Here is a 20,756-nt window from a genome sequence, read left to right as displayed (position 1 = left end):
CATGCAGCGCCTGTCCGGCAAGTATCTGGACCCGGCGTCCAGGCTTTCGATCGTCGATATCGGTTCCTACGATGTGAACGGCTCGTACCGGACTATATTCAACAGTCCCGAATGGAAATATCTGGGTGTGGACTTGGCAGCCGGGCCTGGCGTGGACATTGTGCTGACCAGCCCCTACCGATTGCCTATTGCCTCTTCGTCATCGGACCTTGTGCTGTCCGGGCAGGCGTTCGAACACATCGAATATTTCTGGCAGACATGGTTGGAAATGCTGAGGATTGCCAAACCGGGCGCATTGGTGTTTCTCATCGCGCCGTCCCGAGGCCCCGAGCATAGATATCCGCAGGATTGCTGGCGTTTCTACCCGGATGGATATGCGGCATTGGCGAAGTTGGGCGATTGCGAACTTGTGGAAGTTCATACCGATTGGGAGCCGCACGCAGATCCAGGCAGCAGTCACTGGGGTGACACCGTAGGCGTTTTCCGGAAGAAGAAAGCGTCTGTGAGGGCGCGGTTGGCGAGTTTCGCCATGCGTTTTGCCTTCAATCTGCACCCGAGCAGCAAGTAGCAAAGCGCGTGTATGTCCTCGTGCTTCTCGTGGCAATGTGAGTTGAGCCCGGCAGAATGCTGCAGCGCCCACGAGTAGGGGCCGGTCAGAGCCGGCCTCTGCTCGGTATCAGGATCGCGCTAGAGTGCCGCTTCCAGTTCTGGCAGCAGCTTGAACAAATCGCCCACCAATCCGATATCCGCTATCTCGAAAATCGGCGCTTCCGCATCCTTGTTGATTGCCACGATGGTGCCAGCGTCCTTGATCCCGGTTAAATGCTGGATCGCGCCCGAGATACCGACGGCCACGTACAACTCGGGGGCGATGATCTTGCCGGTCTGTCCCACCTGCATTTCGTTGGGGCAATAGCCGGCATCGACGGCAGCTCGCGAAGCGCCCACCGCCGCGCCCAGCTTGTCGGCGAAGGCGTAGATGATCTTGAAGTTCTCTTCCGAGCCCACGCCGCGGCCGCCGGAAACCACGCGCTTGGCGCTCTGCAGGTCAGGGCGGTCAGACTTGCCGGCAGCCAGGCCGACGAAGCGGGTGTGGGTGGGTAGCGTGGCTGCCACCGAAGCGGCTTCGATGGTTGCATTGCCACCCTTGGTCGCTTCGGGCCAGGAGGCCGTGCGAACCGTGGCGACCACCGGGTGATCGGTCGGCGCTTCGACAGTGATGATGGCGTTGCCCGCATAGATGGGGCGCTTGAAGGTGTGGCTGCCTTCCACCGACATCACGTCCGAAACCTGGGCGGTGCCCAGCAGGGCGGCCACGCAAGGCATCAGATCCTTGCCGAAAGTGGTGGAGGGCCCAAAAACGTGCGTGTAGCCGGCCGCCAGCTTGGCTATCTGGGGCGCCAGTACCTGGGCCAGGGCGTGCGCATTGGCCGGGTTGGCCACGGTCAGCACCTTGGCCACGCCGGCGATCTGGGCGGCTTCGGCGGCGACCGCGGCCGGATCGGCAGACAGCACGACGACGTCGATGGAATCGGGCTTCAGCGCCAGCGCGGCGCTGACCGTCTTGGCCGTGGCGGCGTTGAGTCTGCCGTCCAGGTGTTCGGCGATGACCAATACCTTGCTCATTACAGCAACCCCTTCTGCTTGAGTGCGGCGACCAGTTCGGCCGCGTCCTTGACCATCACGCCCTTGCCGCGCTTGGCGGGGGCGGCGTAGTGGGTGGTTTTGAGGGTGTCGCCGCTATCCACGCCCAGGTCGGCGAAAGGAATGCTTTCCAGCGGCTTGCTCTTGGCCTTCATGATGTCGGGCAGCTTGATGAAGCGGGGCTCGTTGAGGCGCAGGTCGGTGGTGACCACGGCCGGCAGGTCCACTTCCAGGGTTTCCAGGCCGGCATCGACCTCGCGGGTCACGGTGGCCTTGCCATCCGCGATCTCGAGCTTGCTGGCAAAAGTGGCCTGCGGGCGGCCCCACAGCGTGGCCAGCATCTGGCCGGTCTGGCTGGAATCGTCGTCGATGGCCTGTTTGCCCAGGATCACCAGGTCCGGCTGTTCCTTTTCCACCAGCTTGAGCAAGGTGCGGGCAGCGGTCAGCGGTTGGATGGGGCCGTCGACGACCACGTGGATGGCGCGGTTGGCGCCCATGGCCAGGCCATTGCGCAGGTGCGCCTGGGCGTCGGGCGGGGCTATGGTGGCCACGACCACTTCGGTGGCGATGCCTTTGTCCCGTAGCCGCAGGGCTTCTTCCAGGGCGATTTCGTCGAAGGGATTGGCCGAAAGCTTGACGCCTTCGGTGACCACGCCGGAACCATCCGGTTTGACCTGGACGCGGACGTTGTAGTCCACCACGCGCTTGTAGGCGACGAGAATCTTCATCCTGCGGGAATTCCTGGGCTGGGAGGGGGAGGCCCGGCATCGCGGCGGCTGGCCGAGGGCAGGCCGGGGATTTTACCGGTCGGGGGCAGGCCGTGCGAGTGCGTACGGTTCAGGCGTTCAAACAGCGGGCCAGGTTGGCCGCGAATCGCTCGGCGCTGCCGGGAGCCTGGGCGAAGAACAAGGAAGGCTCGGTCAACTCAAGCTCCAGTAGCCGGGGGGTGCCTGCGTCGTCACGGATCAGATCGATGCGGGCATAGGCCAACGGCCGGGCGAGTTGCAGCACACGTTGCATTGTCACGAGGACGCCTTCGGCCAGTCGACGTTCTGCCGGGTCGGCTTCGCGCGGGGTTATCTGGCCGGTGGCGTGGGGCGTGGTAGTGGCGGGCTGGTCGGGCCGCAGCAGCGCACCTTTGCCGATAGCGTGGCTGAATTGCCCGTCGAAGTAGATCAATGCGGTTTCGCCCGCGCTGTCTACCGAACACAGGTAGGGCTGCAGCATCACGCTGCGCCCCTGCTCAAGCAGCCGGGCGATATGGTTGCCGGCTGCGAAATCCTGTGCGCGGGAATAACGCTGGGTATCGCGGGAGCCCGCGCTGACAGCAGGCTTGACCACGAATTCTTCTGTTGTTTCCGCTGCTAGGAAGGCCTGCAACGCCTCAAGGGGCTCGGCGTCCGGCTCCACGAACAGGGTGGGTACAACCGGCACACCGGCCGCTTGCAGATCGGCAAGGTAGTGTTTGTCCGTATTCCAGCGAACGACATCGAGCGGATTCAGCAGCCGGGTGGATTGCTGCACGCGGTCGCACCAGTCCAGGAATTCCGCCAAGCGTTCGGTGTAGTCCCAGGGAGAACGCAGCAGCGCCGCATCGAAGCGGCTCCAACTGACCGTGGCGTCGTCCCAGGCGACCGCGCGCGCCCGCAGGCCGGCACGGGCACAGGCTTCAAGCATGGGGGCAAGGTCTTCATCGTGACCGGTGGCGGCGACCGCGGTGATCAGAGCGAGTGTCTTCATGGCCCAAGTTTAAGGGCGGCCGCGTTCGCCGGTGGGTATTGGCCGAAAGTACCTGTGTGCGTTGCGGGCAGCCGGTTAAAATGACCGGCAATTTCCCGAACGGATAAGGTCATGGTCGAAGCGGTCGCCTCCTCGCCTTCGCGTAGCGGAGCCAAGAGCAAGCTCTATCCCAGCGCCGATGCGGCCCTGAAGGGCGTCGTCGCCGACGATCAGATCGTGGCGGTTGGCGGCTTTGGCTTGTGCGGCATTCCCGAAGCATTGATCCTGGCCTTGCGCGACAGTGGGGTCAAAGGCTTGACCGCCATTTCCAACAATGCCGGCGTAGACGGTTTCGGCCTTGGCCAACTGCTCTCCACGCGCCAGATCCGCAAGATGATTTCCTCGTATGTCGGCGAGAACAAGGAATTCGAACGGCAATATCTTTCCGGCGAACTGGAACTGGAGTTCAACCCGCAGGGCACGCTGGCCGAACGCCTGCGCGCCGGCGGGGCGGGAATCCCGGCGTTCTTCACCCGCACCGGTTACGGCACCATCGTTGCCGAGGGCAAGGAAACGCGGGAATTCGACGGGTTCAACTATGTGATGGAAACCGCATTGAAGGCGGATGTGTCGCTGGTGAAAGCCTGGAAGGCCGACACCGCTGGCAACTTGATCTATCGCAAGACCGCGCGCAACTTCAATCCAGCCGTGGCCACCGCGGGCAAGGTGTGCATCGCCGAAGCGGAAATCATCGTGGAGGTGGGCGAACTGGACCCCGACCAGATCCATACGCCCGGCATCTACGTGGACCGCCTGGTGCACAACCCCCATCCTGAAAAGCGCATAGAAAACCGTACCGTGACCGGAGGAACCCGCTGATGGCCTGGACCCGCGACGAGATGGCCCAGCGCGCCGCCCTGGAATTGACCGATGGCGCCTATGTGAACCTGGGTATCGGCCTGCCGACTTTGGTGGCCAATTACATACCCGAGGGTATGGATGTATGGCTGCAGTCCGAGAACGGGCTGTTGGGCATCGGCCCGTTCCCGACCGAAAACGAAATCGACGCCGACCTGATCAATGCCGGCAAGCAGACCGTCACCGCCCGCAAGGGAGCCAGCTATTTCGGCAGCCACGACTCCTTCGCCATGATCCGCGGGGGCCACATCGATCTGGCCGTGCTGGGCGCCATGCAGGTCACCGACAAGGGCGATTTGGCCAACTGGATGGTGCCCGGCAAGATGGTCAAGGGCATGGGCGGCGCCATGGACCTGGTGGCCGGGGTCAAGCGCATCGTGGTGTTGATGGAGCATGTGGCGAAAGACGGCAGCCACAAGATTCTTCCCGAATGCGATCTTCCCTTGACCGGGGTAGGGGTGGTGAACCGGATCATCACGGACCTGGCGGTATTCGACGTAACCCCCAAAGGGCTGGTGCTTGTGGAATCGGCCGAAGGAGTGACCCGAGACGATCTGGAAGCCAAAACGGGCGTCGGTTTCACCTGAAAGGAACAATAAGCCCCGCGTCGGCTTAACCTGTATAAGGCCCAAATATGCCGGATAACCGCGACCGCTCTCACTATTGTTAAGCGGGGTCGCGGGTTATAGTTTGCCATCAGGGGCAATAAATTCAGTCGGGTTGAGGGTTCTCATGAAGTTTCGCGTAGGCGCTTGCGCTCTGTTGGTATGTCTGGCCGGCTGCACTGCCGAAGCTCCCGATACTAAGTTCGGCGATCAGCGGGGCGCCGCCTCGGCTGCTGCCCGCACTGCCCAACGACTGCCTTCGGTGCAGACGGGACGCCAAGCTTCCCGGTCGGTCGCCAACGCCCCGGATCGCGGCGAACTGATCAGCTACAAGAACAAAGGCGCCGCGATCAAGCGTGAAGGCGCCTACACCTGGTACCCGGTCGCAATCAGCGAAGCGCATGCGCTTAAGGCCGTCGTTGATGGCGTCATGTCCATTCCGTCCCCGGATGGGTCGCAGGTCAAGGTGCGTTATGAGCGCCATGTCGAACATCCCGATGGCAACTGGACCTGGATCGGCCGCGTCATAGGCGGCGACCAGAAGCAGGAAGCCATCCTGACCTTCGGTGAAGACGCGGTCTACGGCTCGATTCCGCAGCAAGCGGGCGCTCCTCTCAGTCTGCAGACGCGCGGCGGCCAGCTGTACGCAGTGCAGACCGACCTTTCCAAGGTCAAGAACCCCAATAGCCGAACCGACATGATGGTGCCACCGGCGCTGGCTCTGCGCTCGGCGCTGTTGGCATCGGCCACGAAAGCGCAGGTGTCTCAGTCGGCGGTTGAAACGAAGGCTGCCACACCTGCCAGTACTGTTGATGTCGCGATTGGATATACCGCAGGATTCGCAACTGCACAGGGCAGCCAGTCGGCAGCGGTAACGCGTCTGGCCTTCCTGATCGACGTGGGCAATCAGGCGTTCACCAACAGCTTGATAACCGGCGCTTTGCGCTTGGTGAATGCCGTGCAGGTCGACTACACGGATACCACGACCAACAAGGCCGCACTTGGTGAGCTTACCGGCCACAACGGAACAACGACTGTGACGGTTCCGGCATCGCTAGCACCGATCCGGACGGCGCGCGATCAGTACGGTGCCGATCTGGCAGTGCTGGTTCGCAAGTTTCAGACTCCGGAAAACGATGGCTGCGGTATCGCCTGGTTGAATGGATCCGATCAGACTCCGATCAATCCAACGACAGACGACGATTTCGGATTCGCGGTGATCAGCGACGGCAACGACACCGGCACCGATGGCAACAGCTATTTTTGTGCTGCGGAAACGCTGGTCCATGAACTTGGCCACCTGATGGGCTCTGCCCACGATCGCGACAACTCCAAGAAGACGGACGGAAGCCTGTTGTACGGCCGTTATCCGTATTCGTTCGGTATGAAGACGACCGAGGCCAACGGCAACTTCTACACCATCATGGCGTATGGGGATAACAACCAGAATTTCTACCGCACCTTCTCCAATCCGCTGGTTCTGAAGTGTGGGCCGGCTGGTAATCTGGCCTGCGGTGTGGCCGATCAGACCGACAACGCACGCAGCCTGAATCAGACAATTCCGGTAGTGGCGACCTTCCGGCAGGCGGTAGTGCCTTTCGAGAACCAGCTTGATCTGTATAGCATCTTCAAAATGGGTGCTTCGAACTTCACCGAAGTATTCCCGCTGGACGGCGCCAATAATTTCTCCAGATTCAGTTATGGAACGGCAACCGGTCTGGCGCGCACCGGTATCGACAAGGCTTGGAATTTCCAGTTCGCGGATTACAACGCAGACGGCAAGTCCGACCTGTACACGATTTTCAAGGTGGGCGCCTCCAATACCACGGAAGTGCACGTCCTGAGTGGCGCTGATCGTTTCAAGACTTTCCTCTATCACGGCACTACGCCGCTCGCGCAGACCGGCTCGGACAATCGCTGGATATTCAAGGCTGGCGATTACAACAAGGACGGCAAGCCGGATATCTATGCCATATTGCGAGTGGGCGCTTCCGGAAAAACGGAAATCCATGTCTTGAATGGCGCGGACAATTTCAAGACCTATCTGGCCCACACTGCGACGACCCTGGCCAACACGGGCACCGATTACGCCTGGGAATTTGCCTTGGGCGATTACAACGCCGATAACACGCTCGACCTTTATACGATCTTCAAGAACGGCGCTTCGGGCAAGACCGAAGTCCATGTACTCAATGGTGCAACCAACTTCCAATCTTATCTGTTGAATACGGCTTCCGTGCTTTACGCTACCGGTTCGAGCAACGTGTGGAATTTCAAGGTTGGCGACTACAATAAAGATGGCAAGTTGGATGTGTATGCCATCTACAAGCAGGGTGGGTCGGGTAAAACGGAGGTGTTCGTCATGAACGGTGCGGACGGTTTCCAAACCTACTTGGCCTCGATCGCCACTGCGCTATATCCCACTGGCACTGACCTGACCTGGGAATTCGAGTTGGCGCCGCCAACCTGACCGAGCGTAAGCGATGAAGAAAGCCGGGTTATTCAGCCCGGCTTTCTTTTGTCCGCAGAAAAGCCGGAAAGATGGAGAGAAGAAGCGCGTCGCGTCGGTGAAGACGTATTCAGGGTGCTTCAACTCGCGTAAGGATAGCTGGAGGAACCGGGTACGGCATCCGGACCGTCGGGGTCGTCCGCGCACGTCATGCGATAACCGGCATCCGCCGAAACGCAAGTGAATATCCGTTCAATGGCGTGAGCCATTGTTCCGTCGATCTGTCCATCTTCGTTTTCGAAGTCGGACTCGTCGAGATGGGCGTCCAGCAAGGGTCTCAATGCGCTGAGCCTAGCCCAAAACATGCTGCCTGCGACGAATGCCCCGGCTTCGGGCGCCGATGCTGCCAGTCCAAGGCGCGTCACCAAAAACTGAACAGTTTCGGTATTGCTTCCCACATGTGCAGAAAGAGTTCGCACATGTCCTTCTGGAGCGACGAGGCCGAGCCCAGGCTGTTTGTCGAAGGCGCGCAAGATAGAGCGGGCACGATCGCCGCCGATGAGCCGGCGAATCATTTCTTGTCGCCATTGGTTGCCGTTTTCAAGATGCGTGGATCGCTTCGTATGAAGCTTGAGAACTACGTCGACACCTTCGTCTATCAAGCGGTTGGCGACTTTGAGGAAGGGGAGAATATCCCTCCCGCGATTCTCGCTGACGAAGAGGTCGAAAGACATCCCCATTTCCGAAAGACGTTGCTTGATTTCTTCGGCTATATGCGCGCCCGTGGTCACTGTGATGTGCCAATCGACGCCGCTGGACTGCAATGATTCCATTATTTCGTCGAAGGCATCCAGATACCACGCATGGACGACGACGTGGTTCCTTGCCGTGCTTTTCGACGCGAGGCCCTGCTCGTTCACCGATGCTGCAAGCGCATGTCTGGTGGCGCCGAGGTAGGCGTAACCAAGACGCGCGTCGGGTTCAAGCACCGCTCCCTCAGCCCATTCGTTCCAAGCGTTGACGAAGACCAAGCGTTCCGAGGCGGGATGGTCCTGGACACGGCGGATGGCGTGCTGCAGCCAGTCGCCATATCTGCGCGGAGACGCATGCAGATATACAAGGCCCTTGCCGGATCGCCGGGCCTCATTGTCCCAACCGCAATTGACGCCGGGATATAAGCGATAGTTTGCCCGGTCTCGTTCTTGGAATTGCCTGGAAAGCTCGCGCCAATCGACGACTTGGCCGTTGTAGTGCCGATTGATCAGGCGCTGTTTCATTACGATCGAGGTAGGTTGATGCAGGTTGGGCGGAAACTCTACCGCTGCGTCAAAGCCTATCCGCCCCGGAATGGGACGTTCGAAACTTTGGACGTAAACCAGGTGGATCTCGCCGATTCCATTGTCGCGACACCAATTCCTCCACCGTTCCGCGGTCGCCGCCGCATCTGGCAGTAAGCCGGGACGGTAGACAAGCAGCATCGGTTTGCCGTCGACACGCAAGTAGCGGGGGTCGCGCAAATATTCGGCGACATGGCTGATGAAGGCGATATCATCGGCCGCGCTATGATTTTGCTCGATCAGGATATCGTCGTTGCGGCCGTCCCATCGCCGGGACCAGTTCTCGTTCGCCCAACACAGACAGAGCGGAAGCTCCAGCGCGGGGTCATGCAGCCAGTTCTGCAGCGGCGCGTCCAGCAGGGTTTTCCCATCGAACCAGTAGAAATAAGAACAGAATGCAGCGATGCCGTATTCGCGTGCCAAGCGGGCTTGCTCATGCATGACGCCTGGGGCGGTTAGGTCGTAGTAACCCAGGTCGCCTGGAAGTCGGGGTTGTGCATGTCCTTCGAATTGCGGCAGTGCTCGCGTTACGTTCCGCCACTCGGTGAATCCCTTTCCCCACCATTCATCGTTCTCCGGAATGACGTGGAATTGCGGCAAGAAGAACGCAACCAACCTCGCGGGCAGTAATTCGGGAAGGCTGTTGCTTGTGTAAGGCACGTGGCCGATCGCAGGCGCGTCGGCTCGCGAGTACGGTCGGTGCTTATCGCCAGAGTCGGTCCAAGAGCCGCGTGGCGTCTGCGGGACCCACCCGGAGAACCTGGTCAGGAACCGCTGGCGCACGTAGTCGCGGCGTGCATCGGAAAGAGGCAGCAATCGAAAAGAGAAGCGCAATACATTGAAGAGCGTATTCGCGAACTGATTGCGGGTCGGAACCATCGGACGGTTACAGATTCTGGTAGTTCGGCCCCGAACCACCTTCCGGCGTCACCCAGGTGATGATCTCGTACGGGTCCTTGATGTCGCAGGTCTTGCAGTGCACGCAGTTGGCGGCGTTGATCTGCAGGCGTTTTCCGGCTTCGTCCGCAACGATCTCGTAGACGTTGGCGGGGCAGAAGCGGGTGCAGGGGTTGTCGTATTCCTCGGCGCAACGGGTGATGCAGATCGAGGTGTCGGCGACCTTCAGGTGCACGGGCTGGTCTTCGTCGTGCTCGGTGGCGGCGTAGTAGACGGCCTGCAGGCGGTCGCGCGGGGCGAGGGTGCGTTGCACGTAGTCGCGCTTGGGCTGCTCGTGTTCGCCCAGCTTGTCCAGCGAGGACCAGTCGGGCTTCATCTTCAGCGTCCATGGCGACAGGCCGCCGGTGACGGTTTCCCAGCCCGCATTCAACATGCCGAACCACAAGCCTTTCTTGAAGCCGGGCTTGATGTTGCGCACCCGCTTCAGTTCCTTCATCGCATCGGAAGCGCGCAGCTTCGCGTCGAAGCCGGCCGGATCCATCGATTGCGCCAGGTGTTCGGCGGCGAGCATGCCGCTGCGGATGGCCTGGTGGGTGCCCTTGATCTTGGGCACGTTGAGCAGGCCGGCGGTATCGCCGATCAGCAGCGCGCCGGGCATCTCGACTTTGGGCAGCGATTGCCAACCGCCGGTGACGATGGCGCGCGCGCCGGCCGACAGGATCGTGCCGCCTTCCAGCAGGGGCGCGATCAGCGGATGGTTCTTCCACTGCTGGAAAGCTTCCCAGGGCTTGTACCCGGGATCCTTGTAATCCAGGCCGCTCACGTAACCCAGTGCGATCTGGTTGTTTTCCAGGTGGTACAGGAAGCTGCCGCCATAGGTACGGTTGTCGGCGGGCCAGCCCAGCGTGTGCACGATTTTTCCTGCGGACACGCGGCCTTCCGGTACCTGCCACAGTTCCTTGATGCCGATCGAATAGCCCTGCGGATCGCTGTCGTTGTCCAAGGCGAATCGTTTGACCAGGCGCTTGGTCAAATGCCCGCGCGCGCCTTCGGCCAGCACGGTGACCTTGGCATGGATGTCGATGCCTGCGGTGTAGCCGGGCTTATGGGAACCGTCCCGCGCCACTCCCATGTCGCCGATGCGTACGCCGATGACTTTTCCCTGGTCGTCGTGCAGGGTTTCGGCGGCGGCGAAGCCGGGGTAGATCTCCACGCCCAGCGCCTCGGCCTGCGGCGCCAGCCACGCGCACATCGCGCCGAGACTGACGATGAAGTTGCCGTGGTTGTTCATGCCGGGCGGGACGAACGGGAACTTGCGTCCGCCGGTTTTGTTCAGGTGCCAGAACTCGTCTTCCTTGGCCGCCACGCAGATCGGCGGAGGCGCGTCGCGCCAGCCGGGCAGCAGGGCATCCAGCGGACCGGGTTCGATCACCGCGCCGGACAGGATATGCGCGCCGATGGTGCTGGATTTCTCGATCACGCAGACGCTGATGTCCGGATTGATCTGCTTGAGCCGGATCGCGAAGGACAGACCCGCGGGGCCTGCGCCGACGGTGACGACGTCGTACTCCATCACATCGCGTTCTGCATCGGTCATCGGGGTTTCCATGGCTGGCTTGCGGCTGCGGCTATTTTCGGCGTTTGCGGAGGAAGGGGCAAATCCGCCAGCATGGCTCCATGTCCGTACTGCGTCCCCTTGCAACGAATGGTAACGATCAGGCTCTGCCCGGCGCGGAACTCTGGTTCGCGCCGGACTGGCTGCAGGCCGGGCAGGCCGATGCGCTGTTTGCGGAGTTGCGGGATGCGATCGAATGGGAGACGCACCGCATACGCCTGTTCGGCCGTGAGGTGGACTCTCCCAGGCTGAGCTGCTGGATAGGCGACGAAGACGCGGCCTACACATATTCGGGTACCCGTTTCCAACCGAGGCCTTGGCCGCTGCCGCTGACAGAGCTCCGCCGGCGGCTGGCGCGCGAGTTGGATTGCCGGTTCAACAGCGTTCTGGCCAACCGCTACCGCCATGGGCGCGATTACATGGGCTGGCACAGCGACGACGAATCCGAACTGGGGCCGCAGCCGGTGATCGCTTCCCTGAGTCTGGGCGCGACACGGCGCTTCGTGCTGAAGCATCGCCGGGAACCGTCGCGCAAACTGGAACTGCCGTTGGCGCACGGCAGTCTGCTGGTGATGCGCGGGGACACGCAGGCGAACTACAGGCACTCGTTGCCGCGTACGGCCCGACCGGTGGGGGAACGCATCAATCTGACGTTTCGCCTGATCCTGAAGCAGTGAAGGGCGACCCTCCGCAATTCCATTCGTGGCGAGCCTGTCGAACCACGCTCTATGCGGTTTGCTTCGGACCTCAATGAATCGGATATCCAGCGAAAAGCGTGGTTCGACAGGCTCACCACGAACGGGTTCAAATGTGCTCGTTCGCCCACCGGGCAGTGCAGGGGTACGGACTTCAGCGCTTGCGGCTGGCGTCCGCTTCGCCCGTGGTCAGCACCCAGCCGACGACTTCGCCACCCAATCTCTCCAGCGCCTGATCGAAAGCGGCAGCCACCTGCGCCACCTCCGTGCCGCTGGAGGGTTCCACCTGCAGGAACGTGCGCGAGGCGACGATGCGTTGTTCGCTGGTGTGCAGGAGCTTGGCGGTGAGTTCGATGGTGGCCGAGGGAACCGCATTGCCCGCGTAATCGGCTTCGTAGCGGCGCAGGTCCATGATCAGCCGGTAGTCGGCGCGGATGCCGCTGCCGGTGCGGGCGACAGCGGGGATCTTGCCGGAGTCCTCCAGCGCACGCAGCACCGTGGCTTCGATCAGGTCGGTGGAAGGCTGCGACCAGGTCACGCTCTTGTAGACCTGCAGCTCGCCGGGTACCGGGCGCACCGCGATGCGGGGGCTGTCGACCACGCGCGCGGCCGTGGGCTTGGCCACCGCCAGCTGCCAGGTCACCGAAGGCCAGGAAGGATCGGGCGATACCTTCACCTGTGGCGCGTAGATGGTCACCGGATCGCGCTGCTTGCCGTTGCCCAGCACCGAACAGCCGGCCAGCAGCATGAGCGGCATGGCGACGGAAAGAAGACGAAGAAAGGGCAGTCGCATCGATTTCATTTCGGTTCGAACTCCTTGGGTGCGTCGCGACCCAACAGGTAGCGCGCGGGATTGCCTTCAAGCCGGTCGCTGACCTGGCGCAGGTCGCGGATCAGGCTGCGCAGTTCGGAAAGGGTAGGGCCCAGTTGCCCCAGTCCGTCGCTGGCGAAGCTGTTGATGGCCGCGCGGTTCTCGCCCAGGATCGCGTCCGCGTTGCCGGCCGCCGAATCCAGCCGCGCCAAAGTGCTTTCCAGCTTGTTGAGTATCGGCGGAAGCTGTTTCACCAGGTTCTGGTCCAGGCGCTGGATGGTGCCGTTGGTGGTATCCAGGGTGCGGTCCAGGTTGGTGGCCGCATCGCGGGCGCTGGCGATCAGCGCCTGCAGGCCTTCTTCGCGGTTGGCCATGTCGCCGCTGATGGTTTCCAGGTTCTGCAGCGTGGTGGCGATGTGCGCCACGTTCTGGTCGCTCAGCACCTGATCCAGGCGCTCGACGATGCGGTTGGCGGTGTCGGTGATGTTCTGCAGCGCCGAGGGTGCGGTCTGGATGACCGGCGCTTCGCGCGTGTCGACCGAGGTGAGCGCCGGGGCCTGCGGCGTGCCGCCGCTCAATTGGATGATGGAAGGACCGGTCAGGCTGGTGATGGCCAGTTTGGCGCGCGTGTCTGCCTTGACCGGCGTGGTCGCTTCCAGGCGGATCCTGGCGATCACCTGGCGCGGGTCGTTGGGCGCCAGCGACAGTTTGGTGATGGAGCCCACCGCGATGCCGTTGTACTGCACCGGGCTGCCCACCGACAGGCCGGTGACGGCTTCGCGGAACACCACCTGGTACTCCTGCCAGCTGCGCTCGGAGGAGTATTTCGCCGCCCACAGTCCGAACAGCAACAAAGCAGCCGCGATGATGATGGTGAAAGCGCCGATGAGGACGTAGTTGGCTTTGGTTTCCATGTTCAGGACGCCTCTTGCTTGGTTCGTTCTTGGTAGGCATCGCGGCCCTGGCGCGCGGCACGTGCGCGCGGGCCGTGGAAATATTCCTGCACCCACGGGTGGTCGAGCTTCTCCACTTCGGCGATCGGCGCATTGATCACCACTTTGCGGTCGGCCAGCACCGCCACCCGGTCGCAGATAGCGTACAGGGTGTCCAGGTCGTGGGTGATGAGGAAGACGGTAAGGCCCAGCGCCTGCTGCAGGGTGCGGATCAGCCGGTCGAAGGCGGCTGCGCCGATCGGGTCCAGCCCGGCGGTGGGCTCGTCCAGGAAAAGCAGCGGCGGATCCAGCGCCAGCGCGCGCGCAAGGCCGGCGCGCTTGCGCATGCCGCCGGAGAGCTGCGACGGCAGCTTGTTCAGCGCATCGGCCGGCAACCCGGCCAGCTTCACTTTCAGCAGCGCCAGCTCGTAGCGCCAGCTGTCGGGCAATTCGCCGTGGTGTTCCTTCAGCGGTACCTGCACGTTTTCGCCCACGGTCAGAGACGAGAACAGCGCGCCGTCCTGGAACAGGACGCCGGTGTTGCGCTCTATGTGCTGGCGGTCCTGCAGGCGGGTCGATCGCGCATCGGTGCCCAGCACTTCTATTTCGCCGGCATTGGGAATGCGCAGCCCCAGGATGGAGCGCATCAACACCGATTTGCCCGTGCCCGAACCGCCGACCACGCCCAGGATTTCGCCGGGACGCACGTCCAGGTCAAGATTCTCGTGCACGGTCTGCTCGCCGAACCTGTTGGCCAGTCCGCGCACGCGGATGACCGCTTCGCGATCATCGGGAATCGGGAATCGGGAATCGGCAATAGTCAAGACGCAAGCCCCTCGCCCGTTGCCGTGAAACGCTTGGCTGTTTCCACTCCCGATTCCCGATTCCCGATTCCCGGCTCCATCTCACCAATCCATGTTCATGAACCACAGCGCCGCCAACGCATCCAGGACGATGACCAGCGAAATGGCCTGCACCACGCTCGAAGTAGTGCGCTCGCCCACCGATTGCGCGGTGCCTTCCACCTGCAGTCCTTCCAGGCAGCCGATCAGGCCGATGATCAGGGCGAAGACCGGCGCCTTGGACATGCCCACGAAGAAGTGCCGTACTTCCAGGGTTTCGTGCATGCGCGCCAGGTACATCTGCGGCGGAATGCCCAGATCGAAGGCGCCGACGGTAATGCCGCCTGCCAGACCGGCCATCATCGAGATGAAGGTGAGCAGCGGCAGGGTGATCAGCAGGGCCAGCAGACGTGGGATCACCAGCAGGTCGATCGGATCCAGGCCGAGCGTGCGGATCGCGTCGATCTCTTCGCGGCTCTGCATGGCGCCGATCTGTGCGGTGAAGGCGCTGGCGGTACGCCCGGCCAGCACGATGGCGGTAAGCAAGACCGCGAACTCGCGCAGGAAAGCGATGCTGACCAGTTCCACCACGTAGATCTCCGCGCCGAAGTCGCGCAGGATCGTCGAGCCCAGGAAGGCGATGACCGCGCCGACCAGGTAGGACAACAGGATCACCAGCGGTACCGCGTCCAGGCCCACCTGTTCCATATGGAAGACGGTGGCGGTGACGCGCAGGCGCCTGGGTTCCTTCAAGGTGCGCAGCATCTTCACCAGGTTCTCGCCGGTGAAGCTGACCAGGGCCACGATTTCCTTGCCGTTGTCCTGCACCCGGTAGCCCAGGCGCGCCAGCGCGGCCACGAAGCCGTAGTCGCGCTTCTTCTTCGGACGGTCATCGGCCACGTCTTCGATGGTGGAAACCAGCGCCTGATGCTCTTCGCGGAACTGCAGGTCGTCCAATGCGATGTCGTTGCGCGCGGCGTGACGCAGCAGTTGCAGTACGCCGGCGGAGTCGATGCGCGAAATGCCGGTAGCATCGATGGCCTTGGCGCCGGCCGGGATCTCGCGCAGACGCTCGGCGACCTGCAGTGCGGTCGCGATGGTCCATTGCCCCGCCAGCCGTACCCGCGAGGGATCGGCGTCATCGGTTTCGAAGCGGGGGCGGGCGTCGGTCTGGGTCATAGCGCTCGTATCGGTGAGCATACAGTCTACCCATGCCGGGAGAAGCGAGGAGCCGGCCTCCTGAATCGTGGCATAGCCAGCAAGAGCCGGGCATCATCCATCCGCACCATTCCCAGGCCCTAGACTAGCCGCATGCCGCAAACCGCAACCAACTCCGCCACGAGCACTGCTACTTATGCCCAGCGCATCGCTTTCGTATGCGAAACGGCGGCCCGCCTGCATACCTATGGGACTACGGCTCAGCGCCTGGAAGGGGCGGTGGTGGCGCTGTCGACCCGGCTGGGACTGGAATGCGAACCCTGGTCGAATCCGACTGGCCTGATCCTCAGCTTCAGCGATCCGTCCCGACCGTTGGGAGCCAGCGACACCACCCGGGTGATCCGCTTGGCGCCGGGCGAAAACGACCTTTACAAGCTGAGCGAATCCGACCGCATCGCCGAAGCCGTGGCCGGCGGGGCGATGAGCATCGCGCAGGGCCACACCGCGCTGCGCGCGCTGGACCGCAAGCCCAGCCTGCGTTGGCGTGCGACGCAGCTGCTGGCGTTCGCGCTGGCCTCGGGTGCGGTGGCCGGGTTATGGCGGTTGCCGTGGCTGGATATCGGCACGGCCACGTTCATCGGCCTGCTGATCGGCGTGCAGGCGCTTCTGAACGAGCGGCGTCCGCGATTGAAGGAAGCCAGCGATGCGGTATCGGCGCTGATGGCCGGCATGGTGGCGGTGCTGGTTTCCAATTTCATCCAGCCGCTCAATCTGAACAGCGTGATCATCGCTTCGCTGGTGGTGCTGTTGCCCGGCATGACGTTGACTAACGCGGTCAACGAACTGACCAGCCAGCATCTGGTCTCGGGCACGGCGCGTTTCGCCGGCGCCATCGCCACCATTCTCAAGCTGACGGTGGGTACGCTGATCGCACTGACCCTGGCGCAGCTGCTGGGCCTGTATCCGGAAGTGCGCGCGTTGCGCCCGCAGCCGGAATGGGTGGAATGGACGTCGCTGGTGCTGGCGGCCTATGCCTTCGCCGTGCTGTTCAAGGCGCACCGCCGCGATTATGGCTGGGTGATGGCGGCGGCGATCTGCGGCTATCTGATTTCGCGTTACGCGGGGCAGGCCTGGGGGACGGAGGTCGGGATATTCCTGTCGGCGCTGGTGTTGACGGCGGCGGGCAATGTTTTCGCGCGCTGGGCCAACAAGCCCGGTGCGATCATCCGGGTGCCGGGCATCATCATGCTGGTGCCGGGCAGTAATAGTTTGCGGGGTGTGCTGAGCCTGGTGCAGCAGCAGGATCTGGCGGTCGGCAATTCGGCGTTGTTGACGGTGATCAATATCGTGATGGCGCTGATCGCGGGGCTGTTGTTCGGAAATTTGCTGCTGCCGGCACGGAAGAATCTTTGAAATTTGCGGTCTAGGCGAAGGTGGGTACCCGCTAACAAATGAATCGTCATCCCAGCGAAAGCCGGGATCCATCTTGATTTTGCCTTTTGGCTTTTTGGCTTTTTGGCTCTTGGCTTTTGGCTCTTGGCTTTTGGCTTTTGGCTTTTGGCTTTTGGCTTTTGGCTTTTGGCTTTGGCTTTGGCTTTGGCTTTGGCTTAGAGTAAGAGCTTTCGCGCCTTGCGCGAGTCACTTTTCTTTGAACGGCAAAGAAAAGTAACCAAAAGAAAGCCGCCCTAACGTCGCGCCCGGCGATAAAGCCGCCGGGTCCGCAAGCAGGCCGGGAATTTTCGGAAGGCACATCCATGTGCCGTCCGAAAACGGCGCACATCGTGTGCGCCGCCCCTTCGGGGTTTTACCCGACCTGCTTGCCACGACTCACGGGGATGGGGATCAGGAGCAAAAAAGCTGTCTGCTGATGGATTTGGTGTTTTGGCAGCAACCCACAGTGGAAGCAATGCTTGTTGCCGTTGCCGTTGCCGTTGATTCTCAAGCCCCGTGAGGCGCGGCATGCGAATTGGGTAAACCCGAAGGGCGGCGCACAGGGATGTGCGCCGTTTCCGTAGGCGCAGGATGCGCCTTACGGAAATTCCCGATTCGCATGCGAACCCAACGGCTTCATCGTTGGGCGCGCCGTAGGGCGGCTTTCTTTTGGTTACTTTTCTTTGCCGTTCAAAGAAAAGTGACTCGCGCGTAGCGCGAAACGCTTTTGCTTTGTTCAGACAGATGGCGCCAAGAGCGCCCCCATCCGCCTTCGGCACCTTCCCCCGCAAGCAGGGGAAGGGTTACATTTGGCGGTCCGCGCTTGATTCAGCCGATCAGTTTCGCCAGCAGTTCATCGCGGCCCAAATTCTCCGCCTCGCTGGCACGGCGCGCGCGGTACTCGAAGGTGCCGGCGGCCAGGCCGCGTTCGGAGATCACCACGCGGTGCGGGATGCCGATCAGTTCGATGTCGGCGAACATCTGGCCCGGGCGCAGGCCGCGGTCGTCTATCACCGCCTCGATGCCCGCGGCCTGAAGATCGTCGAACAGCTTCTGCGCGGCGTCGCTTACCGCCGCATCGCCCTTCGGGTTGATGGTGCAGACGGCGACCGCCCAAGGGGCCATCGGCTCGGGCCAGATGATGCCGGCCTCGTCGTGGTTCTGTTCGATCGCCGCTGCGACGATGCGCGACACGCCGATGCCGTAGGTGCCCATGAGCATGGTGGCGGCCTTGCCCGATTCGTCCAGCACCGTGGCCTTGAGCGCTTCGGTGTACTTGCGGCCCAGCTGGAACACATGGCCCACTTCGATACCGCGTGCGATCTGCAGTTCTCCGCCGTCCTGCGCGCGGTCGCCATGCACTACGTTGCGGATGTCGGCGACAGTGTGCGGTTCGGGCAGGTCGCGGCCCCAGTTGACGCCGGCGATGTGGAAACCGGCTTCGTTGGCGCCGACGACGAAGTCGGCCATCGCCGCCACCTCGCGGTCTGCGACCACGCGGATCTCTTTCGCCGGCTGTAGCGGACCCAGGAAGCCGGGTTCGCTGCCCAGGTATTCCTTGATCTCCGCTTCGGTGGCCATGCGGTAGTCGGCCAGGCCCGGCACCTTGGCCAGCTTGATCTCGTTGACCGCGTGGTCGCCGCGCACCAGCGCCAGCACGAAGCCCGCCTCGGTCATCACCGCGACCGACTTGACCGTGCGTTGCAGAGGAATGGAGAGCAGCGTGGCCACTTCCTCGCAGGTCTTCTGCGTCGGCGTCTCCACTTTGCGCATTGTTTCGGCGGCGGCCGGACGCGGTGCGGGTTCGGCGGCCCGCGCGGCTTCCACGTTGGCCGCGTAGTCCGAGCCGGTGGAGAAGGCGATGGCGTCTTCGCCCGAATCGGCCAGCACGTGGAATTCCTGCGAGGCGTCGCCGCCGATGGCGCCGGAGTCGGCCTGCACCGCGCGGAACTTCAGGCCTAGGCGGGTGAACACGCGGCTATAGGCCGCGTGCATGTTGTTGTATTCGCGCACCAGGTCGGCTTCGGTCAGATGGAACGAGTAGCCGTCCTTCATCAGGAATTCGCGCGCGCGCATCACTCCGAAGCGCGGACGGATTTCGTCGCGGAACTTGGTCTGGATCTGGTAGAAGTTCACCGGCAGCTGCTTGTAACTGGCCAGTTCGTTGCGGGCGAAATCGGTGATCACTTCCTCGGCGGTGGGCGCGAAGCAGTACTCGGCGTCCTTGCGGTCGCGGATCTTCAGCAGCTGGCCGCCGAATTTCTCCCAACGCCCGGTTTCCTCCCACAGTTCCCTCGGCTGCACCGTGGGCATCAGCATCTCGATGGCGCCGGCGCGGTTCATTTCCTCGCGCACCACGTTTTCCACTTTGCGCAGTACCCGTAGCCCCAATGGCGACCAGGTGTAGAGTCCGGAGGCCAGCTTGCGGATCATACCGGCGCGCAGCATCAGCTGATGGCTGACCACTTCGGCGTCGGCGGGGGTTTCCTTGGTGGTGCGGAGATGGAATTGCGACAGGCGCATCGGGGAAGGTTCTTCACGGCGTGGGGAAGCGGGCATTTTGCCAGCTGCGGCCGGACATTGCGGGATTGCGCTCAGTCGGCGCTGTCGCCTTCGACCTTGATGGCGCGGTCGGGCTCGCGGTCGATGCGTTGGAAAGGCCGGTCCGGGGGAGGTTTATCGGTGATCTGCAGTACACCGGCAGCGTCGCGCCAGCGGTAGAGCGAGGGCCTGGCGTCGCGGGCCTGGGCGGCGGCGGCCTGCTCGGCGCGCCGCTGCCTCGCCTCGGTTTTTCCGGGCGCTTCGCGCGATAGCCACCAGGCCACGCCGATGCCCAGCAACAGGCCTGCGCAGATGGCCCAGGCCAGACGCATGGTTCAGGTGGCGGGAGTGCAGTAGGCCTTGACCGCCGCTTCGGCCAGATTGCGCTGGTTTCCGCGGTCGTCTTCGGTCAGGGTCTTGTCGGGCTTGCCGTCCCCGTCGCTGTCCTGCTGCACCGCGTTTTTGCCGCTAAGGACCTGGAGATTGCGCTTGGCGGTGGTACACATGGGATTCTCTACGGACTTGCCGGCTACGGTCGCCGCAGGCGCCGGTTCGCCGCGGTTGTCGATCCGGCGGTCCTTGGCCTGGCCTTCCGGCGGCGGGCTGTCGGAGTAGTGGGTCACGCCCTTGGCGTCCTTCCACTGGTAGATCTTGCCGGCCAGGGCGGTCGTGCAGGCCCCGGCCAGGGCGAGCAGGGCGAAGGTGCGGATCAGGACCGTGCTTGTGGACAGAGCGCGCATGGCGGTCTCCAGGGGGATCAGGGGAAGGATGCGATTGCAGCACCGCCGGGCCGGGCTGGCAAGCCGCCTGCTTGGGCTAAACTGCGACGCATGGACGAAAACAAGCAAGCACCGCGTTCGCGCACGATCTATCTGCTGCCCAACCTGTTCACCACGGCGGGCCTGTTCGCCGGGTTCTACGCCATCATCGCGGCGGCCAACGGCCAGTTCGTGCAGGCCTCGGTGGCGGTGTTCATCGCGGCGGTGATGGACGGCATCGATGGCCGGGTGGCGCGTTTGACCGGTACCAGCAGCGAATTCGGCGTGCAGTACGACTCGCTGGCCGATCTGGTGAGCTTCGGCATGGCGCCGGCGCTGGTGATGTACCACTGGGCGCTTTCTGCGCTGAAATTCGACGGCAGCGTGATGGGCCGGGTGGGTTG

Annotated in this window: 20 protein-coding genes; 7 read left to right on the top strand and 13 right to left on the bottom strand. The window is 62.8% G+C overall.

The window, feature by feature from the left end; genetic code table 11:
- Position 1: 1 nt before the first annotated feature.
- A complete protein-coding gene (locus CSC73_RS16725) occupies positions 2-568 on the top strand; it encodes a methyltransferase domain-containing protein (protein WP_211840916.1) in 567 nt (188 codons plus the stop codon).
- Between the two features lie 119 nt (positions 569-687).
- On the opposite strand, the gene CSC73_RS16720 is transcribed toward CSC73_RS16725, so the two are convergent.
- From CSC73_RS16720 to CSC73_RS16710, 3 genes are all read right to left on the bottom strand, one after another.
- Positions 688-1,626, bottom strand: a complete 939-nt coding sequence (locus tag CSC73_RS16720; protein WP_163842717.1) for an electron transfer flavoprotein subunit alpha/FixB family protein — start codon at positions 1,624-1,626, stop codon at positions 688-690.
- Positions 1,626-2,372 (bottom strand): electron transfer flavoprotein subunit beta/FixA family protein, encoded by a 747-nt coding sequence (locus tag CSC73_RS16715; RefSeq protein WP_163842714.1) that lies wholly within the window; start codon positions 2,370-2,372, stop codon positions 1,626-1,628. The genes CSC73_RS16720 and CSC73_RS16715 overlap by 1 nt, the downstream gene beginning before the upstream one ends.
- Before the next feature lie 109 nt (positions 2,373-2,481).
- Positions 2,482-3,384, bottom strand: a complete 903-nt coding sequence (locus CSC73_RS16710; RefSeq protein ID WP_163842711.1) for an ATP-grasp domain-containing protein — start codon at positions 3,382-3,384, stop codon at positions 2,482-2,484.
- Between the two features lie 111 nt (positions 3,385-3,495).
- Here CSC73_RS16710 and CSC73_RS16705 point away from each other — a divergent pair, with 111 nt between their 5' ends.
- The 3 genes from CSC73_RS16705 to CSC73_RS16695 all read left to right on the top strand — a co-directional run bounded on the left by CSC73_RS16705 (position 3,496) and on the right by CSC73_RS16695 (position 7,356).
- Positions 3,496-4,242, top strand: a complete 747-nt coding sequence (locus CSC73_RS16705; RefSeq protein ID WP_163842709.1) for a CoA transferase subunit A — start codon at positions 3,496-3,498, stop codon at positions 4,240-4,242.
- Positions 4,242-4,868, top strand: coding sequence for a CoA transferase subunit B (locus CSC73_RS16700; protein ID WP_163842706.1), 627 nt, complete (start codon positions 4,242-4,244; stop codon positions 4,866-4,868). Before CSC73_RS16705 ends, CSC73_RS16700 begins: the two co-directional genes overlap by 1 nt.
- A gap of 145 nt (positions 4,869-5,013) precedes the next feature.
- Positions 5,014-7,356: a reprolysin-like metallopeptidase gene (locus CSC73_RS16695; RefSeq protein ID WP_163842703.1), complete on the top strand. Its 2,343-nt coding sequence runs from the start codon at positions 5,014-5,016 to the stop codon at positions 7,354-7,356.
- 119 nt (positions 7,357-7,475) lie between these two features.
- Here the strand turns inward: CSC73_RS16695 and CSC73_RS16690 are convergent, their stop codons facing one another.
- Positions 7,476-9,551: a glycoside hydrolase family 99-like domain-containing protein gene (locus CSC73_RS16690; RefSeq protein ID WP_163842701.1), complete on the bottom strand. Its 2,076-nt coding sequence runs from the start codon at positions 9,549-9,551 to the stop codon at positions 7,476-7,478.
- Between the two features lie 7 nt (positions 9,552-9,558).
- Entirely contained in the window at positions 9,559-11,178 is a 1,620-nt protein-coding gene (locus CSC73_RS16685; protein ID WP_163842698.1) for an electron transfer flavoprotein-ubiquinone oxidoreductase, read from the bottom strand.
- Between the two features lie 68 nt (positions 11,179-11,246).
- Between CSC73_RS16685 and CSC73_RS16680 the strand changes: the two genes are divergently transcribed.
- Positions 11,247-11,861, top strand: coding sequence for an alpha-ketoglutarate-dependent dioxygenase AlkB family protein (locus tag CSC73_RS16680; protein WP_163842696.1), 615 nt, complete (start codon positions 11,247-11,249; stop codon positions 11,859-11,861).
- A gap of 172 nt (positions 11,862-12,033) precedes the next feature.
- Here the strand turns inward: CSC73_RS16680 and CSC73_RS16675 are convergent, their stop codons facing one another.
- The 4 genes from CSC73_RS16675 to CSC73_RS16660 form a co-directional block, all read right to left on the bottom strand.
- Positions 12,034-12,681, bottom strand: a complete 648-nt coding sequence (locus CSC73_RS16675; RefSeq protein ID WP_163842693.1) for an ABC-type transport auxiliary lipoprotein family protein — start codon at positions 12,679-12,681, stop codon at positions 12,034-12,036.
- Positions 12,678-13,604, bottom strand: a complete 927-nt coding sequence (locus tag CSC73_RS16670) for an MlaD family protein (RefSeq protein WP_163842690.1) — start codon at positions 13,602-13,604, stop codon at positions 12,678-12,680. Before CSC73_RS16670 ends, CSC73_RS16675 begins: the two co-directional genes overlap by 4 nt.
- Positions 13,605-13,606: 2 nt before the next feature.
- Entirely contained in the window at positions 13,607-14,446 is an 840-nt protein-coding gene (locus CSC73_RS16665; protein WP_163842687.1) for an ABC transporter ATP-binding protein, read from the bottom strand.
- Between the two features lie 81 nt (positions 14,447-14,527).
- Entirely contained in the window at positions 14,528-15,643 is a 1,116-nt protein-coding gene (locus CSC73_RS16660; RefSeq protein WP_163842683.1) for an ABC transporter permease, read from the bottom strand.
- 132 nt (positions 15,644-15,775) lie between these two features.
- On the opposite strand from CSC73_RS16660, the gene CSC73_RS16655 reads away from it, so the two are divergent.
- Positions 15,776-17,035: a threonine/serine exporter family protein gene (locus tag CSC73_RS16655; protein ID WP_163842680.1), complete on the top strand. Its 1,260-nt coding sequence runs from the start codon at positions 15,776-15,778 to the stop codon at positions 17,033-17,035.
- A gap of 46 nt (positions 17,036-17,081) precedes the next feature.
- Here CSC73_RS16655 and CSC73_RS16650 read toward each other — a convergent pair whose 3' ends face one another.
- The 4 genes from CSC73_RS16650 to CSC73_RS16635 all read right to left on the bottom strand — a co-directional run bounded on the left by CSC73_RS16650 (position 17,082) and on the right by CSC73_RS16635 (position 20,334).
- Entirely contained in the window at positions 17,082-17,378 is a 297-nt protein-coding gene (locus tag CSC73_RS16650; RefSeq protein WP_163842678.1) for a hypothetical protein, read from the bottom strand.
- 503 nt (positions 17,379-17,881) lie between these two features.
- Entirely contained in the window at positions 17,882-19,576 is a 1,695-nt protein-coding gene (locus CSC73_RS16645) for a proline--tRNA ligase (RefSeq protein ID WP_163842830.1), read from the bottom strand.
- Positions 19,577-19,647: 71 nt separating this feature from the next.
- The gene (locus tag CSC73_RS16640; protein ID WP_163842675.1) at positions 19,648-19,926 is read right to left on the bottom strand and encodes a DUF4124 domain-containing protein; all 279 of its coding nucleotides are present in this window, start codon (positions 19,924-19,926) and stop codon (positions 19,648-19,650) included.
- Positions 19,927-19,929: 3 nt separating this feature from the next.
- The gene (locus CSC73_RS16635; protein WP_163842673.1) at positions 19,930-20,334 is read right to left on the bottom strand and encodes a DUF4124 domain-containing protein; all 405 of its coding nucleotides are present in this window, start codon (positions 20,332-20,334) and stop codon (positions 19,930-19,932) included.
- A 90-nt stretch (positions 20,335-20,424) separates the two neighbouring features.
- Here CSC73_RS16635 and CSC73_RS16630 point away from each other — a divergent pair.
- Positions 20,425-20,756 (top strand): CDP-alcohol phosphatidyltransferase family protein (locus CSC73_RS16630; protein ID WP_211840915.1); only part of this gene is annotated, 332 nt, incomplete at its 3' end.

This window comes from Pseudoxanthomonas sacheonensis (assembly GCF_010093305.1).
Lineage (GTDB): Bacteria > Pseudomonadota > Gammaproteobacteria > Xanthomonadales > Xanthomonadaceae > Pseudoxanthomonas_A > Pseudoxanthomonas_A sacheonensis.
The sequence above is the reverse complement of the archived record's forward strand: the minus strand, read 5'-3'. Positions and strand labels throughout refer to the sequence as shown.